This window comes from Candidatus Margulisiibacteriota bacterium (assembly GCA_028715625.1).
Lineage (GTDB): Bacteria > Margulisbacteria > Riflemargulisbacteria > GWF2-35-9 > GWF2-35-9 > JAQURL01.
In genome coordinates this window covers 42065-59585 of record JAQURL010000001.1, presented here as the reverse complement: position 1 = coordinate 59585, position 17521 = coordinate 42065, and the positions used below count along the sequence as shown (strand labels likewise).

The window sequence follows — 17521 nt, the reverse complement described above, 5'->3', positions numbered from 1 at the left end:
ACTCTTTTATTGTTTCGAAGAGGGTAAAATAATACAAGCCCTAATAGTACTAATAAAACGATAGGCGAAGGCATAAGGCCCTTTATATAAGCGATGCAAAAAAATATTTTAATTATTGCTGCATCCATATTATATACTTTATTCCTTCAACTAATATTACTCAAGTGTCAGCAGGTAAATGCTTAATTCGAACACTGCTCTTGATAATAGATTGTAACGAATATTGCACCCGTTGTTATCAGTTAAACCCCATATCCTTTTTCATTGATGATATTTCTTGTTCGATCTGTATATAGAACTCTTTTATTCTGTTGACCTGTTCCTCATAAAATTTCTTATGATCGCTTTCTATCGCATCATCAATATCATCAGGGCCAATTGCCCCTACATCATACAAAGAATCCGTTTCAGCTCTGTATTTCCAGTAAAAATCTTCAAGACCCTTAACTAACTCAAGGGTTTTTTCTGAAATCAAAAAACTATTATCCTCAATTAATTTGAAAAGGGTTTGCAAAGTCTTTACGTTAACCTTTTCTGTGGTGATTACTTCGGTTCTATCACAACCAAATTGATCAACCCTATATAGGGCATTCCCTACAACACGCAGGTTTTTACTTAGTTTCTTAAGCTCAATAAATATTTGTTTGTAAACCTCAATCCTTTCCTTAAACAATTTCTGATACTTTTCCTTTGAGATCTGATGTTTTTTGTCCGAGATAAATTGTTGTTCTGTAAGCTGTAACTCTTTCTGTTTTATCTTATTTCCATTTGCTGATATTATTGCACCCAGTAACACCGAAACAAGTCCAGACAAAGTGCCAAGTATTGCAATTACCGCTGGATAATGTTCAATTACATATTTAATGCCTGTCATTCTCATTTGATTATACTCCCAGCTCAAATAAATCAAAAGAATTTACACAAGGTTTTGGCTCTCTTAGAGCGCCAACTGACCAGCCAATCTAATTTGAATATATGTCTTGAAGTAAATTGTTTATGCTTTCATTCATCTTCTGCTCATTTAAAACATCGATTTGATCTAGGTTCTTTTGAAAAAACTCATCAAGCAACTTCCATTTGTTTTCGCTGTTCAATTCTTTTAGATATCTTTCAAATCGATTTTGGTATGCTTCTTTTCTTCTGAGATTGTTAAATTCTGACATCCTTTTTTGAAGGTATTATGTTCCTTGATATGCTTGCCGATATTCCAGTAGGTGAGTTTCTTGCCGTGCTCGATTTCGTTACAAATGGTGTCGATGAGCCATTGAACGGACGGGGGAATATTAGATACAACTTGTGGGAGGTTTGTCATACCTTTTAGTATACTGAGGACTTCAAGAAATTCAAAAGAATTTGCCGCAAGGGTTTGGCTCTCCCCGAGAGCCAACAGGTCAGCAACGCTGACCCGAAAACCTTGAAATCGTCGTAGTCGTCACTCGAGGGCGCGGCTGCCCCGCGGAGTGCCCCAGCCGCGCCCGTTTAGGCCCATTCCATTCGGATTTTGGCGCAAAGCGCCCGCCATTTTTTACTTTCCCACGCAAAATCTGGAAAAAATATCATTTAGCACTTCTTCGCTGATATCTTCACCGATTATGGAGCCTAGGGTGCTTAATGCCAGACGGAGATCAATCAACCAGAGGTCCTCGGAAAGGCCCTTTTTTATTGATTTCAAAGCCGAGGATAAAGTTTTTTTAGCGCTGATGAGCTGTTCTTTTTGTCTGTCATTACTGATAATCGCGTCCTTTTGTTCGCTAGCTGTCAGAAAATTTTTTTGAGCGAATTTGACCAGGCCTTTTTCCAGAGCTGTCAGCCCTTTTCTTTTTTTAACCGATAACTGATAAATATTAGAAGAAAAAAATTTCAGGGAGGGGAGCTCGGTAATTTTTTTCGAGCAATTTTTAGGAAGATCAATTTTGTTGATAATAACGACGGTTTTTTTAGGATCAAGTTTTTTTAAAATGGCCTGGTCATCTTTATTCAGATCTCTTCCGGCATCTAACATCAATAAAACCAGATCAGCCTTGTTTATTAATTTTTTAGTTTTGCCCATACCGATTATTTCTATTTTATTCTGGCTGTTCCGCAAACCGGCAGTATCCACAAATTTAAAGGGGATACCTTCCAATTGCATCCATTCCTCGATTGTATCTCTGGTTGTCCCGGGAATATCAGTTACTATTGCCCGGTTATCTTTTAAAAGCGCGTTAAGAAGGCTGGATTTACCGACATTTGGCGCACCTGCTATAACCGTTAAAATGCCCTCTTTGAGCAGCCGGCCGGTGTTATATGTAGCTAACAAGTGGTCTATTCGGCTGACCAGGTCCTTAATAATATTTGCATAGTCAGAGGGTTTTTTTAAATCTTCTTCTTCAGGATAATCAAGATGAACCTCAAGATGACTTATAAGTTTGAGTAACTGCTCGCGGATAGTCTGAATTTTTTTGGACAATCTGCCTTCCAGCTGATGGACGAAAATGCCGGAAGCTTTTTCTGTTTTGGCCTCAATTAAATCGATCACCGACTCGGCCTGCATCAGATCTATTTTGCCGTTAATAAAAGCCCGCATGGTAAACTCGCCTTTGTCTGCCTGCCTGGCGCCTAGCCGAAGGAGCGTATCTATAAGCTTTTGAGCAACCACATACCCTCCATGGCAGTTGAGTTCAGCCATGTCTTCGCCGGTAAAAGAAAAAGGCCCTTTAAAAAATGAAAGCAGCCCTTCATCTATTTTATTTTTATCAGGACTAAAAAAAGATGTAAAACGAATCTGATTAGGAACAGGTTTATTCAGGGAGCTAACCTGTTTAACAATTTTTACAGTATCAGGACCGCTGATCCTTATAACAGCTATTCCCCCAATCCCCAACGGTGTGGAAATAGCCGCTATAGTGTCAGCAAAAGGAGCCAGGGTCATTTTGGAGAGACAATAACTTTTCTGTCCTGTTCTCTGCCTATGCTTTCTGTTTTGACTTTACCATTTTCCATCAGAGTGGTATGAACTATCCTGCGTTCCCAGGCGTTCATGGCTGGCATCAAAATCTCTCTGTTTTCAGCTATAGCTTTTTGTGCGGCTTCAAGAGCCATATTGGTTATAGAGTTAGTTCTTTTTTCCCTGTAATTATTGGCATCTAACTGTACGTTAACAGGACGTTTATATTTTTTACTTAATATATTTTTTAATAAATATTGCAGAGCATATAAGGTGTTGCCTTCTTTGCCTATTATCCTGCCCAAATCATCTCCTTTGATTTCCAGCGATACAAAAGTTGTATCAAAATTCAGTATTTTTACTACATTAAAAAATCCCATCAGGTCTAAAATTTCAGTTAACGTATCTTTAGCGATGTTATGCATATCATCATTGATGGTGTTTCCGGAATCCTCCGAAATCTGATTGTTTTCTGTTTTTTCTTCCGATCCTTTAAAAATGTCAAATAAACCCATATTAATATCTCCTTTCAAAAAGTTATTTTTTTATTGGCTTCAAATTCAGAAAGTATTGCTGAACAGCTGTAATAAATTGAGACAATGCCCAGTAAATCAGTACCCCGCTGGGCATGCTCATAGCAATGAAAAACATCAAAAAAGGCATATAGGCAAACATTTTCATTTGAGGGTCATCTTTGGAAAGTCCGGGACTCATGGTCATTTGTGAATAATAGGTTGAAAGAGCTACAAGCAAAGGTAATATCATGGTTTTGTCCGGACCACCGAGATTGTTAATCCAGAAGAAAGTAGCCTTGGCCCCTTCGGCAGTTATTAAACTTTTAAATTGAGGACTGGACAAGCTTACAAATATAGCTATAAAAAACGGTAGCTGAATAAGGGTAGGCAGGCAACCTCCAAACGGATTTACCTTATGTTCTTTATATAATTCCATGATTTTCATCTGCATCATTTGCGGGTTATCTTTATATTTCGTCTGTACTTCCTTCATTTTCGGTTGAATATTTTTCATTTCCGACATTGATTTTGTTTGTTTCACAGTTAGGGGGAATAATATTAATTTTAAAGTGATGGTAAGCAGTATAATAGCTGTCCCGTAATTTCCGGAAAACTGATAAAAAAATTGCAGTATGGGAAGCATCATGTGGTCAACCAGATATTTAATAGGATGCATAGCTAACTCCTTATACTATACCGGATCGTATCCGCCAGGATTCCAGGGATGGCATTTGCTGATACGTATCACAGATTTTTTTAAGCCTTGAAATAATCCATATTTTTCCAGGGCTAGTATTGAATATTCGGAACAAGTCGGCATGAATCTGCATTTTTTAATAGTGAACGCAGACAAAAATTGATAGGAACGCAGGATTTTAATTATAATTAGTCTTAACATTTTTTTGGTCTATTCTATTTAAAATATTCTCATAATCTTCTTTTATGTCACGGTAACTCATTTTCAGTATGCTAGATTTGGCGATGATTACATAGTCCCCAACCACAAACGGTTTGTTTAACCTGAAAATTTCTCTCACCGTTCTTTTTATTTTATTACGCCCTACAGCTAGTTTGTCTACTTTTTTACTGGCTATTATTCCTACTTTTAGTTGTTCTGATTGTTTAAAATAGATAACAAGCCCTTTTCCTGTTAACTTTTTACCATGATTTAATGTATCAGCGTATTCTTTACTTGTTTTAAGTTTAAGGTTCTTATTCAAAGAAAACAGCTTAGGCAGCTAATCTAGTCCTTCCTTTTTTTCTTCTAGCTTTAATTACATTCTGACCATTATGGGTCTGCATGCGCACCAGAAAACCATGAGTTTTGCTTCTTTTTCTGCTATTTGGCTGAAACGTCCTTTTCAAACTATGCCTCCTAAAAATAATATACTAATTCAAAAATTTAGTCCTTAAATTATAAATTCAGGGCCTAGTAAAGGTCAACAACTATTTATAGATAAGCGGAAAAAAGATGGTTTATATTGATTTTTCGTAGAAAACAGCGAAAGTTTCAAAGGGATTTTTGTAGGCATAGAGGTCTTTTTTGCCTTCGGGCGCAATCAAAACATATTTACCGTAACGGTCTTGTTTGTTTTTTATGGAATCCCAATCAAAAAATTTGACTTGTTCCAGAGCCTCTTCTTTGGTCAGCATAACTTTGCTTAATCCTATATTATACAACTGATTGCCGGGAATGAATTTCTGTTCATGATAGGCTACATCCCAGCCGCTTCTCAGCATAAACACATAGAATTCTTCAAATTTCATATTATAACTATGAACTGCGTGGCCCACTTCATGTTTTACGACATTTTCCACCTGGGACGGTTTATCCAGTTCAAAAAGGAAAATACGTTTATTGTCTTTATCATAGGCACCATATACTTTATTGTTATGATATTTTGTAAATACTCCGGCCGGCGCACTTTGCAGGTTTAACTGCAGTCCTCTGTTTTTTACAATCGAATGAACTCCCGCCAAGTCTTCAGGCGGTATTTGCCCAAGTGTGTAATAAATTATTTTTAATTCTTCCTCATCAAAAGGAATATCCGAATTATAAATTTTAACCTTAAAGTCTTTTTCTATTTTTTTAGCCAGCCATTGCAGCACTTCAGGAATGTTATGGATTTGGACCGAGAAACCCCGAACTTCGCGGTTGACATTGGGATTATTCCTCGTCTTGACCGGATTGTAGTTGGTGAGATTAAAGGAATCCGCAGGGTCAATGTTCCTTACGGAGTTATTGCTCCACACATAGCCGGAAGAAACACTATTACTCGAAACCGGTAAAATCATAAATCCCCTATCTTATTTAAACAGCTTGTACTTTACAAGGCCTTCAATTTGAGACACGGTTTTCATAAAAACTTTAGCGGAAACAATATTAAACTTTGTATTATCATCATAAGTTAACTCATAAGTGTCGGTTGTTTTTTTGTGAAACCTGGCTTTTTTGATATCCTTATGGAAGCTGCCGTCGCATGCTTCATCTACCTTGAAACCTCTTTGTTTGAATTCATTCCAGAAACTTTTGTCTACGAAACCCTCTTTTTTATTATTTTTGTGATTTACTCTAGCTCTCATGTCATCCACCCCTTTTTTAGAACCTTTATAAATATTATCGTAAAGGGATGAGAAAAATCCCAAATATTTATGAAGAATCCCAAAGGTTTTTTTCTTGCGGTTTATCATACCACAAGACAGGGCGGGTGATCCACCATGATTATCCGGTAAAGAAATTACATTGTTGACAATAGATACACTTAGAGTGTTCATCGTAGAAATTAATATCGGCATTAAAGGACCATATTATGTATCGATATTTTTTAATGTATTGATTGAAGTTTTTTTATAACAGGAATGTCAGCTTCCAGAAAATCAAAAGCAGGCAAATTACCGACAGCTACCCAGCTCAATTTTTGGTGTGTATTGTTTTTTGGTTTGTTGGAAAATTTATTCACCTGATAGGCAAGAAGTTCTATGTCAAAGTCCGGATATGAATGAAAAACCCGCAGGAATAATTCTCCGATCTCAGCAGATATGCCAAGTTCTTCAGTTAATTCCCGGTTTAGACATTTTTCAGGAGTTTCATCCTTTTCAATTTTCCCTCCCGGGAATTCCCATTTTAATTTAAATGGGTCGTCCTGTTTTCGCTGGGCTATAAGGACCTTGTTATTTTTAAGGATAATTGCCGCTGTTACTTTTATAAGAGGTTTCATAAAGTCATAGCTATTATAGGCTGAAAGGCCTGGTAAAGTCAGCAGAATTGTTTAAAGGATAATCTTTTGATATACTACAAGGGAATTAAGCGAGTGTGGTGGAATTGGTAGACACGCTAGACTTAGGATCTAGTGCTTCGGCATGGGGGTTCGAGTCCCTCCACTCGCACCAGCTTGCGTGTTCGCCTGATAAATCGGCTTCTTACTTGGCTGGCAGATGGGAATGAAAGCCGGGACTCGAACAGTCGAGGAACGCCGAGCAAGTGCGAGGAAAAGCGACCAGGATGGGAGCGGAAGTGACGAGAACTTGGTCATAGCGAGCTAGTCAGGATAGACGAGCGAAGCAATGACTCGAGTCCCTCCACTCGCACCATTACAATTTATGAGGGGTTTATGAAAAGAAGGAAAATATTAATTACATCTGCTTTACCTTACGCCAACGGTGATATACATTTAGGTCACCTTGTAGAGTACCTGCAGACGGATTTTTGGGTCAGATTTCAAAAGATGAGAGGTCACGAAGCAATCTATGTTTGCGCAGACGACACTCACGGTACCCCTATTATGATAAGCGCCAGAGAACAGGGAATTACTCCCGAAAAACTGATAGCTATGTATCATGAGAAACATTTAAAAGATTTTGAGGATTTCGAGATCAGCTTTGACAATTATTACAGTACTCACAGCCAGGAAAATAAAGAATTTGCTGAGGAATTTTATAGCTACATGAAAGAAGGAAAACACCTCGATATTAAGAAGATAAAACAGCTTTATTGTGAAAAAGACAAAATGTTTTTGCCGGACCGCTTTGTAAAAGGCACCTGCCCTAAATGCGGGGCAAAGGATCAATATGGAGATAGTTGTGATGTGTGTAGCGCGACGTATACCACGTCAGAATTAAAAGAAGCGAATTGTATCATTTGTAAAAGCAAACCAGTGGAAAAAGAAAGTGAGCATGTGTTCTTCAGGCTGAATGACTATAAGGCTTTTTTACAGGACTGGATAAAAGACCATACCCAGCCCGAAGTCAGGAATAAACTGGAAGAGTGGCTAAAAGAAGATTTAAAAGACTGGAATATATCCCGTGATGAACCTTATTTCGGCTTTACCATCCCGGGAATGCCATATAAATATTTCTATGTTTGGCTGGATGCACCCATAGGCTATATTTCTTCTACGAAAAACTGGTGTTCCAGAAATGGTCGCGATTATAAGGAGTTCTGGAAAGATGAAGGAACAGAACTTTATCATTTTATAGGCAAAGATATAGTTTATTTTCACACCCTGTTCTGGCCGGCCATGCTTAAAACCGTCGGATATAAGACGCCTGACCAGATTTTTGTTCATGGTTTTCTAACTATCAATGGGGAAAAAATGAGCAAATCCAAGGGTACTTTTATCAAAGCCAGGAATTATCTGGATTTATTGAACCCCTTATACTTGCGTTATTATTATGCCGGCAAAATGACTTCATCAATTGATGATATTGACCTTAGCCTGGAAGATTTTTTTTCCAAAGTGAATGCCGAACTTATCGGCAAAATAACCAATCTGGCGTCGCGTTCCATACAAATGCTCAATAAAGCAGGAGCGAACCTGGCAGAGCCCGATAGCGAGGGCATGGAAATGATCAGGGAAGCGCAGTCAAAAGGGGAGATAGTAGCTGAATATTATGAACAGAGAGAATTTGCCAAAGTTATTATGGAAATTCGTGGTATTGCCGAAAAAGCCAATAAATATTTTGATACAAAACAACCTTGGCAATTAATAAAATCAGATCAGGTAGCCGCGATAAAGGTACTAAGTTCTGTGATAAATATTTTCAGGATTATAGCCATTTTCTTAAAGCCTGTTTTACCTTCATATGTGCAAAAAGTTGAGACTTTATTCAATGAAAATTCCTATGCCTGGAGTGATTATAATAAGGTATTGGCTGATCAAAAGATAAACAACTACGAACACTTATTAAACAGAATTGAAAAAGACGCCATAGACAAATTGATTCAAAAAACGTGTTCCAAATAACAAGAGTACTAATTTTTATCGCTTTTGTTTCTTCTGCTTTTTCCTCTGATAATTTTTTTACCAAGCAATTCGAAAAAAATTATTTAAAAGCTGCTACTAAACAATTTGTTCTGGTTGTACAGGATAAAAAAAGTATTTCCAAAGCCCGGGTCTATGCCTACGAAAAACTTGATAATAAATGGGTACAGGCCTTTCCGGAAATGCCTGCTTGTATAGGTTATAACGGTATAACCCTAAATAAAAGAGAAGGGGACGGGATGAGCCCGGCGGGGCTTTTTTCATTCGGTTTTATGTTCGGAACAGCGCCGAATCCCGGTGTTAAGTATGAATATCGTCTCGTAACCGATAATCAATTCTGGGTAGATGATACTACTTCCGATTTATATAACACCTGGCAAACAGGCCCTGTATCCGGGAGGTGGAAATCAGCGGAAAAGCTTAATATCAAAGATTACAAATACGCCGTGGTGATAAATTATAATACTGAAAATGTTGTCAGAGGCAATGGCAGCGCGATTTTTTTGCATGTTATGACCAAACCGTCAACAACAGGATGCACTTCCATGAAAGAAGGTGATTTGTTAAAGGTGCTCAAATGGCTTACCCCTGAAAATAAACCTCTTATTATCCAGGAACCCGCGGAGTTTTTCGCAGACAAATAAAAATCAGCGGCTCAACACAAATTCTCTTTATACGTTTAATTCCGTCATTTGCGGGAATAATATATAAGACTACCCATGTATACTAAAGTAATAGCTGTTAGCGATTTCGGATTTATTAATCAAATCAAGAACTTTATTCCGTTGAAACCAAGAGTCATATCAAACAGGGTATTATCGATGCATGTTACCTGTTTTGAAATATTGGAACGGCTAAAGAAAACAGGGGTGCTCGAATATTTGGACAGAATGGAAATAAAACCGGAAAAATTTCCTAAAAACTCTATACAACTTTCGGAAATCACCGATTTTAATAACTACAACAGTTTATCATCTGAAAAATTCAGGTATGATCAGGAAACCGGTACACTTTTCACAATGGGAGTGATAACCGAGGAAGAGGGTAATATTTTAAAAAAAATATTTCCGAACTCCCGGGACCAGCAAAACATTGATAAAATAATACAAAAATCTATAGCTGGAAGCTTGTTTAGATGGGAAGGTGACAAGGTCGTTTACAACAAAGAAATGTTCGCAAAAATAAAGGGCTACACTGTTCAGACTGACCATGATATTAAAATTCAGTTTCATTTTCCGTTTAAGGATGAGATTTTCAGAAAGGCAGAAGTGCCAAATTCGGCAAAACAGATTGACCAATTTTTATCTATGGGCAGAACAGAGGACCATGAAAGGTTATTAAAGATATTTATCAGTTATTTCCAGGCTATCAAAGAAAATGGCCTCCCCAGTATCATAACATTTCATCCGCCATTTGTAGATGAACATGAAAATGAAGAGGAAATAGAAAGTGCCATCGTAAACGGCAATAAATTTTTAATATTATTGGGTAAATATATAACCGACAATAATATACCTGTGGTCATTGGCATGGAAAATCAACCCACGCCCGGTAAAAATGGATATAAGAAGGGGCAGGAAAGCGTGGGTTATAAAATGGATCATTTTGTAAAATTATTAGAAGGCACAAATGACTCAATCCAGATAACTTTTGACTCCGGACATCGCAATATAGCGGAAGATATGAGTTATTTAGGTATGTTGGCGTATTGTAAGGAAGCGGGAAAATACATAGCAAATTTTCATTTTCATTCCAATCATGGCATTTTGGAAGAACACATCAGAACACATACAACCAATGATGAGCATAATTTCCCCGAACCCAAATTGATAAACGGTTATTCTTATTATCTGCTGCGTTCTGTCCTGGAGAACGTTCCTTTAAATCTGGAAATAATGTTTTATAACTATAATGATGACCAGCTGGAACATTATGTTAAGCATCTTCGTGGAGAACTTGACCGCATTTATCAAAAAGCTAACAGGATTTATTATACAAAACCTGATAATATCCCAGAATAATTACTGTTTTTTATTGTTCAGAAAAAATTTGGTTCAAAGATTACAAAACCTATAGTATAATCTGGTTTTGTTATTAATAAAGCGGGAATAGCTCAGTTGGTAGAGCATAACCTTGCCAAGGTTAGGGTCGACGGTTCGAGCCCGTTTTCCCGCTCCAAAACTACTCTAGAAATAAATGTTCTAACAAATCAATTTTATAAATAGATTTTTGAAGGGCGAGGACCGGAGGTTCGGCTAATCCCTTAATGAGGCAGAATGCGGAATTTAGGGATTGCAACGCAGGCTGAGCTAGTCGAAGCCGAGGACAGCCCGTTTTCCCGCTCCAAAACTACTCTGGAAATAAATTTTCCAACAAATTAAATCTTTCTCAGCACCGGTAAACAAATCAGGCTGGTTAAAGCTCCTATTATTATAGTGAGATGCAGCCCGGTAAAAGAAATGCCGGCCAAATGATATTGTCCCTCCAGATAGGTGTAAATTAATCCCCCGGAAATGCTTCCGAAGGCTAATCCCAGGTTCATTACACTGGCCAGTATTGAAAAGTTGGTTGCTTCAACTCCTTTTGGAGTAACAAGAGCCGCCAGTTTTAATAAAGGTAAAAAAGAAATCATAAACATCATCTCCAGTAAAAACGATAAAAGCGCGTCCAGGTTCAGGATAGGAGGCTGTTGCATCAACACCTGCCATGATCCGAAGTGATAACCGAAAAAGTAAAAAGGATAAAGCAGGATAGCCGCAGAATACTTTATTATCCAGATATTTCCGATAGCATTGCCCAAAGCAGGAGTAGCGATGGCAAGTTGGGAAAAAGAAAGGACTACACCTATAATAACTGTCCAAAACAAAACTTTTTTTATCGGAAATGTATCAAAAAATTGTTTATATAGCCAGCCACCGATTATCCAGCTTAAAGATGTGAGCGTGGCTACATAACCCAATTTTTCCTGCGAAAGTTTGAGAGTATTTATGAAATAGTTACTCCAGGGCGCGCCGAAATTAGGTGTAAATCGCCATAGAAATAAAAAAATGGCGGCATAAAACAAGGTCATAGTGGCTTGTTTGCGTTTTATCAGGTGCACAAAATAGGACATAATCCAGATACTCCAGATGAGGATAACCCCAACAGAAGAAATGGTTTCATTTGATAATCCGGGCAACCAGGGCTTGGTGCTTAAAGCAAAAATGATAACAAGCGCGGTTAATATAAAAGCGAAAACCGCGGAAAGAATATATGCGGAAGGAAAATCATGTTTAATCTTTTCAGCAAGAGGCGGTTCTTTAAAAAGCAATGTTAAAACAAAGACCAGTAAGGGCCACAATCCTGTGAACAAGAACAGACATCTGATATCCAGGATATTAATATTGCCGATAAGCTGGGTTGAAAAAGCCATAGGGAATAGAGAAGCCAACAGTCCGGTCAGGCTGGTACCTTTAAGCCAGCCGGAAAACACAGCCCTTTCCAGAATAAAACCTGACAATAATGAGGCTATAAGTATTCCGGTTGCTTTCGCCCTCCAGCAAAGAGCCTGATATTTACCTACATTTTCAGGAGTAGATGTTTCAACCACAAGACCGTCTATGATTACATCAGAAAAACCTAAACCGATATTCATAATTATCAAGGCGCAGGTTATGAGCATAAAATTTGTACCCCAAAAAGCCAGAAAAATATAGCCTAGAGTTGTGAGCAGAGAAGAAATTAATAAATACGGTTTTCGACGTCGAGCAAAAAGAGGAAGCAGGTCTGTAAAAAATCCATAAATGGGTTTAATGCACCAGGTCAATGTAGTTAAGGCACTTAGAAAAGCCAGTTGCAACCATGAGAAATTGAAGGCATTTCTGGTAAGAATAAATTCTGCCATGCCGGTAATAACTACAATCCCCTGAACAAAATATACACTGCTTATAAGCCATCGATATTTATTGGATGCAGCTTTTATCATAATTTTACCCAATTGTACTTCTTTTTTGTTAATATAAGAATAAGGTCAAAAACTATGGTTTTAATAAATATACCATCTTGCTATAAAATTACTCGGATTAAGACCTTGACATCTATGTAAAAAGAGTTAAAATTTCATCTGTCATATTTAGAAAAAATATTATAAAATATTATATAAATAATTTATTAATGTAGTAGTCTTAATATAAAATGAGGTAGAATTAGACTTAGCAAAAATCCCGGTATAATTTAATAATTAAATGTATAACTTGGGAATTTTTTTGGCAAAATAGGTTAGAAAAATTGGAGAAATGAAAGGAGGGGAGAAATATGAAAAAAGTAATGACAGCTGTATTAGCATTAGTACTTATGGTAAGCGTTATGGGTTGTGGTAAAAAACAGGAAGCGCCTGCACCAGCAGCAGCACCAGCAGAACAAGCAGCACCAGCAGCAGCACCAGCAGATCAGGCACCAGCAGCACCAGCAGAAGCACCAGCAGCACCAGCTCCTGCAAAATAAATTTGCAAATAAATATGGAATTAAACTCAGAAGATGGGTATTTTACACATCTTCTGAGTTTTACCTAACAGAAGTAGGATCGGCTACACAAAGAAGGAGAGAAGGGTAAATATTGAAAGTGAAAGAAAGCTCAAAACAGCCGCCGATAAAAAAAAGTAAAACAAAAAACAAAGTATTGGGCCCCGTAATAAACCTCGAAGAACATGTGTCCCCTGAATGGTGGAAAAGTATATTTAACTTCAATTATCTGAAGACCGATGCAGATATAGTTGAAGATAACAGTATAACCCAACAGGAAGTTGATCAGTTTATTGATATATTAAAATTAAACCCAAGTGATTCCATTTTGGACCTTTGTTGCGGCCAGGGACGGCATTCCATGGAAATAGCGCGACGCGGCTACAAGAATATCAAAGGGATCGACAGATCACATTATTTAATTCAAAAAGCAAAAGAGAGAAGCAAAAAAGAAGGACTTGATATCAAGTTTCGCGAAGGCGATGCCCGCAAACTTCCCTATTTATCGGACAGCTTTGACGTAGTAATGATTTTAGGGAATAGTTTCGGGTATTTTGAAACTCTGGAAGATGATTTAAGAGTTCTTAAGGAAGTTCACCGAGTATTGAAACCGTGGGGACGTGTATTGATAGATGTAGCCAACGGTGAATTTTTAAAACAGAATTTTCAAGCCAGGTCTTGGGAATGGATAGATAAAAAATATTTTGTTTGCAGGGAAAGGTCATTATCCCTGGATACAAACAAACTGATATCCAGAGAGCTGGTTTCACATATTGATAAAGGCGTTATTGCTGATCAATTTTACGCTGTTCGTCTTTACAATCAGGAAAAATCTACGGAATTATTAAAAAAGGCAGGTTTCTCAGATATTTCCGTAATGGGTGAAATTGCTACCAATTCTGCTAGAAACCAAGACTTGGGTATGATGCAGCAAAGACTGATAATGAAATGTATAGTACGCAAAGAATGGACTCCTATAACCAAGAAAAAACAGATAGAAAAAAATGTGGTTGTTATTCTTGGTGATCCATCCAAGCCTGACAACTTAAAACCATCGAGTATATTTGATGATGATGATTTTTATACTATTGATCAATTGAAAGACGCTTTAAAAAAATTAAACGGATATCAATTTACTTATATAAGCAACCATGATTTGTTAATTAATGATTTAAATAAAATAAAACAAAAAATTAAAATTGATTATGTGTTTAATCTTTGTGATGAAGGGTTTAACAACGATCCGCGAAAGGAACTGCATGTTCCTTCAATTTTGGAAGTACTTGGAGTGCCTTATACAGGTTCAGGGCCTCAGGCGCTCGCTTATTGTTATGATAAATCGCTGGTGAGAGGTATCGCTAAAGAAATGGGCATACCCGTTTCCGAAGCTTTTTTTGTAAAACCAGAAGATTCTACCTTTGATTTATCATTCCCATTTCCTGTTATAGTTAAACCCAATTCAGGTGACTCAAGTTTTGGGATAACGCAAAAAAGTGTTGCCAATAATATAGAAGAACTAACTTATGCGATATCGGGCATCAGGGAAAAATTCGGCTATGAAAAGCCGATTCTGGTTGAAGAATTTCTTACCGGTAAGGATATAAGCGTAGGGATAATAGGAAACCCGCCGGAATCATATAAAGTGCTACCGATTATTGAGGAGGACTATTCTTCATTGCCTCCTGACTTGCCAAAAATATGTGGCTATGAAGCAAAGTGGCAACCGGAGTCACCTTATTTTAGTATTACTTCAATCCCGGCTGATTTACCTGCTGATACAGAAAGAATGGTTATTGAAAGTTGCTTAAAATTATATGAACGATTGGAAGTTAGAGATTATAGTCGTTTCGACTGGCGTTTAGATGCACAGGGTAACCCGAAATTGCTGGAAGTAAATCCGAATCCCGGTTGGTGCTGGGATGGCCATTTGGCCAGAATGGCGAAATTCGCAGGCATAAATTATCCAGAAATGATTACTGCAATATTAGAAGCAACAGAGCAAAGACTAGGTATAGGTAGTCCTCAGAACTAATACGTTATTTAGCATAATCCTAAAATAAGTAATAAATTATCTTATTATTTGAAACGAGCTTAATAGCTTATGTTAAAAGTTTGTTGGATAATATTATATTTAAAAATACATAATCTTTTATTGGATATGATTTAAGCGTTATAGTGAAGTAAATAAATCCTGATATCCGATAAGGGGCCAGAGCTCTTTAGCTATCAAATTTTCAGCGGAATCTATTAATGACCTTAATTCATATAAACTTTTATCTGAAATTTGTGCATAGCTGGAAGCTAATTTTTCCAGGCTGTCATTACTATTTATTGAATTATTTTTATTGATTTGCTCTTGTATTTGTGAGGTTGTTTTATGAATGTTACTATAGATTTCTTCAAGATTCTTCAGTTCTTCTATTATTGTTTTTGAATTAATATCGTTTTCCTTGAGTGTTTCTGCGCTTTTTCCTAATAATACCATTTGTTTTATCAGGACAGGTTGGATTTGCTTTTGTGCTATCTCACAAGCTATTTTCAACTCAATTTGTTTTGTGTCTATGTATTTTTGATATTTTATATATTGCCTGGCTTTTATTTCTCTTTCAGACAATATATGGAAGTCTGTGAAAAGTTTAATATTATCATGTTCAGTTAAATGTTTTAGCGCTGATGGTGTATCTTTAATGTTAGGAAGACCTCTTTTCAGTGCTTCTTTGTGCCAATCTTCCGTGTAACTGTTGCCTTCGAAATGGATTCCCTTTGTTTCTTTTAACAGGTCTTTAATAATTAGCAGGGCATTTGTTCTGGGATCACCTTTCATTTTATCCAGGCGATCGTGAATAATTTCGTATCCATATGTAACAATCAGGTTCAATACAGTTGCTGCTTCCGAGCAATTTTGAGAAGAACCTACAGCTCTAAACTCAAATTTGTTGCCGGTAAAAGCAATAGGTGAAGTTCTGTTCCTATCTGATATATCTTTGGTTATGGAGGGAAGTTGTCTGATCCCCAGGCTGATTTCAGCCATCTTTTTTTCAGTCATCTTGTTTATGTTTTCAATCTCATTAAGAAGAGATGACAGATATTCGCCTAAATATACTGACATAATATTAGGTGGAGCTTCACTTCCACCAAGACGGTCATCGTTGCCAGCATCGGAAACTGTAGCTCTTAATAGAGCGCCGTATTTTTTAACTCCCAACATTATAGAAACGACCGTCATTAACAGCGTAACATTGCGTAACGGAGATGCGGATGGTTCCAGATAATTTACACCAGTATTGTCGCCAATAGACCAGTTCAAATGTTTTCCGGAACCATTAACACCCTTAAAAGGTTTTTCGTGGAGCAAAACTACCAAGCCATGTTTTTCGGCAACATCTTTCATAATAGACATTGTTTGCAAATTATGGTCAACAGCCAGGTTCATTTCTTCATACAAAGGAGCTATTTCAAACTGGTTTGGAGAAACTTCATTGTGTCTTGTTTTGGCCGGTATACCGCGACGATATAATTCGGTGTCCAGATCTTCCATAAAATTTAAAATATTTTCTTTGATAGCGCCGAAATAATGTTCTTTTAATTGCTGACCTCTGGCCGGTTTGGTGCCAAACAATGTTTTACCGCAAATTTTTATATCGAGTCTATTTGTATAATGTTCTTTAGGTATCAAGAAATATTCCTGTTCTATACCAAGCCATACCTGTGTTCTCTTGGCGTTGCGGTTACCAAGCAATTTTTGGATTTTCATGGATACATTGTTCAGGGCTTTTTTTGATCTTAACAAGGCGGTTTTTTGATCAAGCACCTCCCCTGTCCAGGACAGAAATACAGATGGAATTACAAGAGTTTTTGTGTTTTTGCTTTCCATAAGGAAAACAGGGGATGTGGGGTCCCACGCTGTATAACCCCTGGCCTCAAAGGTAGACCTTATACCTCCGGAAGGAAAAGACGACGCATCAGGTTCGGATTGAATAAGCTGTTCTGCGGATAAACGTTCGATAATTTCTTCCTCTTCGTTGTAGCTGAGAAAAGCATAATGTTTTTCAGCTGTACCTTCCCGGAGCGGTTGAAACCAGTGGGTATAATGAGTTGCACCGTTTTCAATAGCCCATTCTTTAATGCTGTGTGCAATTTCTCCGGCTATTTCTTTTTCCAGTGATTCACCTTTGGTTATAATATCAATCAGTTGAGTATAAGCGTTCTTGCTTAAACGATTTTTCATTACTTCTTTGTTGAAAACCAATTCGCCGAAGATGTCCATTGTTTTTGACATTTTTTCTCCTAATTTACTAGTAAACTATGAACCTATTGTA

The 17521-nt window shown here is 37.3% G+C and carries 18 protein-coding genes and 2 tRNA genes; 6 read left to right on the top strand and 14 right to left on the bottom strand.

Translation table 11 applies throughout. The annotated features are described in order from the left end of the window. Window positions 1–238: 238 nt before the first annotated feature. The 11 genes from PHV30_00310 to mutT all read right to left on the bottom strand — a co-directional run bounded on the left by PHV30_00310 (window position 239) and on the right by mutT (window position 6659). On the bottom strand, window positions 239–874 hold the full coding sequence (locus PHV30_00310; protein MDD5455454.1) for a hypothetical protein: 636 nt from the start codon (window positions 872–874) through the stop codon (window positions 239–241). Between the two features lie 225 nt (window positions 875–1099). After that, window positions 1100–1312 (bottom strand): hypothetical protein, encoded by a 213-nt coding sequence (locus PHV30_00305; GenBank protein MDD5455453.1) that lies wholly within the window; start codon window positions 1310–1312, stop codon window positions 1100–1102. Window positions 1313–1525: 213 nt separating this feature from the next. Beyond that, the gene (gene mnmE / locus PHV30_00300; protein MDD5455452.1) at window positions 1526–2911 is read right to left on the bottom strand and encodes a tRNA uridine-5-carboxymethylaminomethyl(34) synthesis GTPase MnmE; all 1386 of its coding nucleotides are present in this window, start codon (window positions 2909–2911) and stop codon (window positions 1526–1528) included. Continuing rightward, window positions 2908–3441, bottom strand: a complete 534-nt coding sequence (locus tag PHV30_00295) for a KH domain-containing protein (protein ID MDD5455451.1) — start codon at window positions 3439–3441, stop codon at window positions 2908–2910. Before PHV30_00295 ends, mnmE begins: the two co-directional genes overlap by 4 nt. 22 nt (window positions 3442–3463) lie before the next feature. After that, entirely contained in the window at window positions 3464–4117 is a 654-nt protein-coding gene (locus PHV30_00290) for a YidC/Oxa1 family membrane protein insertase (protein ID MDD5455450.1), read from the bottom strand. Window positions 4118–4132: 15 nt separating this feature from the next. After that, a complete protein-coding gene (gene yidD / locus PHV30_00285; protein MDD5455449.1) occupies window positions 4133–4339 on the bottom strand; it encodes a membrane protein insertion efficiency factor YidD in 207 nt (68 codons plus the stop codon). Next, on the bottom strand, window positions 4317–4661 hold the full coding sequence (gene rnpA / locus PHV30_00280) for a ribonuclease P protein component (protein ID MDD5455448.1): 345 nt from the start codon (window positions 4659–4661) through the stop codon (window positions 4317–4319). Before rnpA ends, yidD begins: the two co-directional genes overlap by 23 nt. A 10-nt stretch (window positions 4662–4671) precedes the next feature. After that, window positions 4672–4806: a 50S ribosomal protein L34 gene (gene rpmH, locus PHV30_00275; GenBank protein MDD5455447.1), complete on the bottom strand. Its 135-nt coding sequence runs from the start codon at window positions 4804–4806 to the stop codon at window positions 4672–4674. A gap of 111 nt (window positions 4807–4917) precedes the next feature. Then, a complete protein-coding gene (locus PHV30_00270) occupies window positions 4918–5736 on the bottom strand; it encodes a hypothetical protein (GenBank protein ID MDD5455446.1) in 819 nt (272 codons plus the stop codon). Window positions 5737–5748: 12 nt separating this feature from the next. Continuing rightward, on the bottom strand, window positions 5749–6237 hold the full coding sequence (locus PHV30_00265) for a hypothetical protein (protein ID MDD5455445.1): 489 nt from the start codon (window positions 6235–6237) through the stop codon (window positions 5749–5751). Window positions 6238–6266: 29 nt separating this feature from the next. Continuing rightward, a complete protein-coding gene (gene mutT / locus PHV30_00260; GenBank protein MDD5455444.1) occupies window positions 6267–6659 on the bottom strand; it encodes an 8-oxo-dGTP diphosphatase MutT in 393 nt (130 codons plus the stop codon). A gap of 89 nt (window positions 6660–6748) precedes the next feature. On the opposite strand from mutT, the gene PHV30_00255 reads away from it, so the two are divergent. The 5 genes from PHV30_00255 to PHV30_00235 all read left to right on the top strand — a co-directional run bounded on the left by PHV30_00255 (window position 6749) and on the right by PHV30_00235 (window position 10880). Further along, window positions 6749–6831: transfer RNA gene (locus PHV30_00255), tRNA-Leu, on the top strand. A 221-nt stretch (window positions 6832–7052) separates the two neighbouring features. After that, entirely contained in the window at window positions 7053–8684 is a 1632-nt protein-coding gene (gene metG, locus PHV30_00250; protein MDD5455443.1) for a methionine--tRNA ligase, read from the top strand. Next, window positions 8672–9346 carry a L,D-transpeptidase family protein gene (locus PHV30_00245; GenBank protein MDD5455442.1) on the top strand — a complete coding sequence of 225 codons (675 nt, stop codon included), beginning with the start codon at window positions 8672–8674 and terminating at the stop codon, window positions 9344–9346. Before metG ends, PHV30_00245 begins: the two co-directional genes overlap by 13 nt. 75 nt (window positions 9347–9421) lie before the next feature. Beyond that, window positions 9422–10723 (top strand): hypothetical protein, encoded by a 1302-nt coding sequence (locus tag PHV30_00240; GenBank protein MDD5455441.1) that lies wholly within the window; start codon window positions 9422–9424, stop codon window positions 10721–10723. An 81-nt stretch (window positions 10724–10804) separates the two neighbouring features. Further along, window positions 10805–10880, top strand: a tRNA-Gly gene (locus PHV30_00235). Window positions 10881–11079: 199 nt separating this feature from the next. Here the strand turns inward: PHV30_00235 and PHV30_00230 are convergent. Further along, complete coding sequence (locus PHV30_00230) at window positions 11080–12666, bottom strand: hypothetical protein (GenBank protein MDD5455440.1); 1587 nt, start codon at window positions 12664–12666, stop codon at window positions 11080–11082. A gap of 378 nt (window positions 12667–13044) precedes the next feature. Next, entirely contained in the window at window positions 13045–13167 is a 123-nt protein-coding gene (locus PHV30_00225; protein MDD5455439.1) for a hypothetical protein, read from the bottom strand. 135 nt (window positions 13168–13302) lie between these two features. Here PHV30_00225 and PHV30_00220 point away from each other — a divergent pair, with 135 nt between their 5' ends. Further along, entirely contained in the window at window positions 13303–15234 is a 1932-nt protein-coding gene (locus tag PHV30_00220) for a methyltransferase domain-containing protein (protein ID MDD5455438.1), read from the top strand. A gap of 138 nt (window positions 15235–15372) precedes the next feature. Here the strand turns inward: PHV30_00220 and PHV30_00215 are convergent, their stop codons facing one another. Beyond that, window positions 15373–17481, bottom strand: a complete 2109-nt coding sequence (locus PHV30_00215) for a glutamine synthetase III (GenBank protein MDD5455437.1) — start codon at window positions 17479–17481, stop codon at window positions 15373–15375. Window positions 17482–17521 lie beyond the last annotated feature (40 nt).

What these genes read in the sequence shown, in the direction of transcription:
- PHV30_00310 (MDD5455454.1), bottom strand. Translation starts at nt 874, where the DNA reads ATGACAGGCATTAAATATGTAATTGAACATTATCCAGCGGTAATTGCA.
- PHV30_00305 (MDD5455453.1), bottom strand. Translation starts at nt 1,312, where the DNA reads ATGACAAACCTCCCACAAGTTGTATCTAATATTCCCCCGTCCGTTCAA.
- mnmE (MDD5455452.1), bottom strand. Translation starts at nt 2,911, where the DNA reads ATGACCCTGGCTCCTTTTGCTGACACTATAGCGGCTATTTCCACACCG.
- PHV30_00295 (MDD5455451.1), bottom strand. Translation starts at nt 3,441, where the DNA reads ATGGGTTTATTTGACATTTTTAAAGGATCGGAAGAAAAAACAGAAAAC.
- PHV30_00290 (MDD5455450.1), bottom strand. Translation starts at nt 4,117, where the DNA reads ATGCATCCTATTAAATATCTGGTTGACCACATGATGCTTCCCATACTG.
- yidD (MDD5455449.1), bottom strand. Translation starts at nt 4,339, where the DNA reads ATGTTAAGACTAATTATAATTAAAATCCTGCGTTCCTATCAATTTTTG.
- PHV30_00270 (MDD5455446.1), bottom strand. Translation starts at nt 5,736, where the DNA reads ATGATTTTACCGGTTTCGAGTAATAGTGTTTCTTCCGGCTATGTGTGG.
- PHV30_00265 (MDD5455445.1), bottom strand. Translation starts at nt 6,237, where the DNA reads ATGCCGATATTAATTTCTACGATGAACACTCTAAGTGTATCTATTGTC.
- mutT (MDD5455444.1), bottom strand. Translation starts at nt 6,659, where the DNA reads ATGAAACCTCTTATAAAAGTAACAGCGGCAATTATCCTTAAAAATAAC.
- metG (MDD5455443.1), top strand. Translation starts at nt 7,053, where the DNA reads ATGAAAAGAAGGAAAATATTAATTACATCTGCTTTACCTTACGCCAAC.
- PHV30_00240 (MDD5455441.1), top strand. Translation starts at nt 9,422, where the DNA reads ATGTATACTAAAGTAATAGCTGTTAGCGATTTCGGATTTATTAATCAA.
- PHV30_00230 (MDD5455440.1), bottom strand. Translation starts at nt 12,666, where the DNA reads ATGATAAAAGCTGCATCCAATAAATATCGATGGCTTATAAGCAGTGTA.
- PHV30_00215 (MDD5455437.1), bottom strand. Translation starts at nt 17,481, where the DNA reads ATGTCAAAAACAATGGACATCTTCGGCGAATTGGTTTTCAACAAAGAA.